The sequence below is a fragment of the Streptomyces flaveus genome, from assembly GCF_014647675.1.
In the GTDB taxonomy this organism is placed as follows: domain Bacteria; phylum Actinomycetota; class Actinomycetes; order Streptomycetales; family Streptomycetaceae; genus Streptomyces; species Streptomyces flaveus.
On record NZ_BMPQ01000032.1, the window covers coordinates 95,719 to 99,759 of the forward strand.

General features: G+C 74.4%; 2 protein-coding genes. Both read right to left on the minus strand.

Annotation, left to right across the window (positions count from 1 at the left end):
* Positions 1-30: 30 nt before the first annotated feature.
* Complete coding sequence (locus IEZ21_RS38700) at positions 31-2,772, minus strand: AfsR/SARP family transcriptional regulator (RefSeq protein ID WP_189326513.1); 2,742 nt, start codon at positions 2,770-2,772, stop codon at positions 31-33.
* Between the two features lie 50 nt (positions 2,773-2,822).
* Positions 2,823-3,887 carry an AfsA-related hotdog domain-containing protein gene (locus tag IEZ21_RS38705; RefSeq protein ID WP_189326514.1) on the minus strand — a complete coding sequence of 355 codons (1,065 nt, stop codon included), beginning with the start codon at positions 3,885-3,887 and terminating at the stop codon, positions 2,823-2,825.
* Between the last annotated feature and the right edge of the window lie 154 nt (positions 3,888-4,041).

Consider the following 4,041-nt stretch of genomic DNA (forward strand, 5'->3'; position numbering starts at 1 on the left):
CCGGCGGCGCGACCGCTGTCCGGCGGACCGTCACGCCGCATCCGCCGCGAGCCCCGGTGAGTCGTCCAACAGCCATACGCCCGGCCGCACTTCGAGGTGGGGCGGGCGGGCGTCGGCGGACTCCGCGTCGCGGCGGAGGTCCCGGTGGACCAGCTCGGCCGTACGCTGTGCATACCCCCGCCACCGTCCGTCCCCCAGGGAACGCGCCGCGGCCTCGCACGCGGCGAGTTCCGCCAGCCCGTCGGCCGGCCGGCCTCCCACGACCGCCACCAGCGCCAGCCCTCGCCGCGCCTCCGCGCACCCGCGCGTGTCACCCTCCGCGTCCGCCACGGCGAGCGCCCGCGCGTACAGGGATCCGGCCCGCTCGGCCTCCCCGGTCCCGAGCAGGACATCGGCCTCCCCGGTGAGACACCGTGCCGCCCCGACCCGGTCGTCGACCAGCAGGAACAGCCGCGCCGCATGCCGATGGCAGTCGACCGCCCGCCCGTTGTGCCGCCGCTGCCAGGCGAGATCGCCCAGCGAGCGCAGCAACGCCGCCTCCGCCGACGTGTTCTCCGCCCGCCGCGCCGCGTCCAGCGCCAGCTCGTGGCTCGCCTCCCAGTCGTCCCACTGGGCGCACGCCTCGTAGTAGCCGCTCATCGCCGAGGCCAGCGCGCAGGCGAGGTTCCACAGTCCGCTCTCATGCAGCCGGCGCAGCACCTCCAGCAGCCCGGCGGCCTCCGCCTGGAACCACCGCAGCGGTACGGCCACGGCGGGATCCCCGGCGTCCAGTGCCTGAGCGTCCGGCTCCAGCACCCCGGCCAGCCGGTCCCGCCCCGGCGTCAGTCGCGCGTCGGCCGCCCGCGCCCGCACCAGGCAGGCCCGGCCCAGCCGCGCGGTCGCCTCGGCGGCGGCCTCCTCGCCGTCCACCTGGGTCAGCATGTCCAGGGCCAGCGAACGCAGCAGCGTGTGGTAGCCGTACCGCACCGCCTCCGGTCCGGCGGCCGACGGCCGCACCTCCAGCAGATGCGCCCGCACCAGCCCCTCCAGCCGGTCCTCCGCGGTGTCCGCCGCCATGCCGAGCAGGGACTGCGCGGTCCACAGCGGGAAGTCGGGCAGGGGAGCGAGCCCCAGGGTCCGGAACGCGTGCCGCTCCGCCTCCGAGACCTCGTGGTAGGCCGCCAGCAGCCCGCTGCGCACGTCGAGGTCGCCGAGCGACAGCGCACCGAGGCGGGTCCGCTCGTCGGCCAGCCGGCGCGCGAGCCCGGCCGCCGTCCAGTGCGGGCGGACCGCGATGCCGCCCGCCGCCACCCGCAGCGCGAGCGGCAGCCGACCGCACAGCCGGGCGATCTCCGCCACCGCGGCCGGGTCCTCGGCCATCCGGGACCCGCCGGTGGCCAGCAGCAGCGACTCGGCCTCTCGCGGGCTCAGCACGTCGAGCACCAGATGCCGTGCGTGCTCCAGCGCCCCGAGCGGACGGCGGCTGGTGAGCACGACCGCCGCGTCCGGTACGGCCGCCAGCAGCGGTCGTACCTGCGCCTCCGACACCACGTCGTCCAGGACGAGCAGCAGGTCGCGGGCCCGCGTGGCGTGGTGCAGCGCGTCCGCCAGCTCGTCCGGGTCCGCGGGAAGCACGTCCGGGCCGGGCCGCAGCAGCCGGCGCAGCAGCGCGGACATCGCGGCGTGCGGCGACAGCGCGCGCCCCGTGGAGTCTCGCATGGCCAGCAGGATCCGCCCGGCGGGGAAACCCGTTGCGCGGTGGGCCAGTTGGACCGCCAGCGCCGTCTTGCCGACGCCGGGTCGGCCCGAGACGGCCACGGTGCGCGGGTTCGGCCCGCCGGGCTCGCCGAGCACCTCCTCGTAGCGGGCCAGTTCCTCGTCGCGGCCGGTGAAGTCGGTGAGCGTCGGCGGCAGCCACAGCAACGGTCCGGACGGCTCCGCGGCCGGGGCGGCGGCGGGCGTGGAGCCGGCGGCGGGTGCGGCACCGGAGGCGGGTCGGTTCGCGGGCACCCTGCCGGGGTTCCAGGCGAGCGCCGGATCGGAGGCGAGCACCCGGGCCAGGATGCGTTTGAGCGAGGCGTCGGGCTCCACGCCCAGTTCGTCCACCAGGGTGCGCCGTACGCGGTGGTAGGCCTGCACGGCGTCCGACTGCCGGCCGGACCGGTACAGCGCCACCATCAGCAGCCCGTGCAGCGTCTCGCGCATGGGGAACTCGTGGGCCAGCGCCATGAGTTCACCGATCAGCTCCTGATGGCGTCCCAGCTTCAGATCGGCACCGATCCGCTGCTCCAGCACCTCCGAGCGCAGCTCGTCCAGCCGTATGGCGGTCGTCTGCAGCGACGGACCGTGCGGGATGCCGGACAGCGCCGGTCCTGTCCACAGCGCCAGCGACTCGGCGAGGAGCCGGGAGGCGGCGGCGTAGTCGCGCTCGTCGTAGGCGGCGCGGCCGCGCGCCCGCAGCGACTCGAAGACGGTGAGATCGAGGTCGTCCGGACCGACCCGGACGAGATAGCCGGGCGGCTGGGTCAGCAGCAGCTGCCCGGTCCCGTCGGCGCCGCCGTCCACGCCGTGCTCCGTACCCTCCAGGATCACCTTGCGCAGCTGCGACACGTACACCTGAAGCGTCGTGGCCGCGGTGCGCGGCGGTTCCATCCCCCAGAGTTCGTCGATCAGGCTGTGCGTGGAGATGACGCTGTTGGCCTGCACCAGCAGCGTGGCCAGCACCACCCGAGGTTTGGCGGCGGTCGGCGTGCGGGGTGTCATCCGCACCGGTCCCAGTACCCGAAAGCGCATCGTTGCTCCTTTTGCCGTGCCGGCCGGTACGGGACCGCCCGGAAGGTCTCTCAGCAGATCTGGAGGACGGAGGTCGTCACATCCGCCACGACCCGGCTGCCCTGGGTGAAGGTGAGTCCGAGCTCGGCCGTCGGCCACCCCGAGGCGTCGCGGTGCACCTCGCCGGGCGCGCTCGCGGAACGCGACCGTACCGAGCAGCGCATCGGCAGCCCCGGCTCCGCGAACCCGCGGAACGCCGCCTGCCAGTCCGTCAGCACGGCATGCCCCGGCGCCAGCCCGTACAGCTCGCCCACGCTGAACAGAGCGGCCTGCCGGGACGCTTCCAGGAACAGGACGGCCGGCACCTCGGACCCCGAGTCGGGCAGCACCTCGCGAGCCGCCGGGATGTTGACCGGGAAGTCCAGCGACTCCTCGTCCTCCTCCAACGGCAGTCCGATGAGTACGTTGCGGACGGTGCGCCTGCCGACGAGTTCGGGCCCGGGGGCACCGTGCCCCGCGGGCAGCCCGCTGTTGCCGTCCGCCGTCCGCTCGCTCTCCCGGCGGCTGTGCGCCCGGTGGTTGCGGTAGACGCCGGGCATCACGAACACCAGACGGGCCTCGACCGTCCCGCACTTCTCGCCGTCGATGCCGATGGACGCCTGGCAGTCCATGGCCCGCGGAACCCCCTTGACCACGTCGGTCGGCGTCAGTTCGAGGTCCAGGGTGAGCTGGGCGGTACGGGCGGTGCGCTGCCACGGCGTGAGCGAGGTGACGGCCATGCCGCAACCCGCCAGCAGGATCCGCCGGTTCTCCGGGACGCGGAAGTAGCGGCCCGCCGCGAACACCGCCATCTGCCGCAGAGACTCCATCGGGTACAGCAGGTCATGGAACGGAGCGGTCGAGTCGGAGAACAGCGGGTGCCGCTCGGGGAGTTGGGAGGAGAAACCGAAGCGGTGACGGCCCGGTGGGGTCGCGGCGAGCAGGAAACCCTCCGGGGTGTCGGGACGGTGGACGAGGTGGTGCGGTCCGATGAGGGTGCCCGCCGGGGTGGCAGCCGGCAGCGGCCCGCCCTCCGTGAGCGGACTTGCCTGATGGGCGGACCACGGGCCGGTGAAGGAAGAGGAGAAGAGATTCATGAAGGTCCTCTGCGACGGAGTCCGGACGGTCTTGCCGTGCGTGGAGCGGAGAAGGCGGTGCCTGTCTCCTCTCCCGACGGTCTCCGGTGCCGCTGAAGAACCAGGGAAGCCCCACGGGAGAAGCGCGGGCCTCCGCTTTCCCCGGAACGCCGAG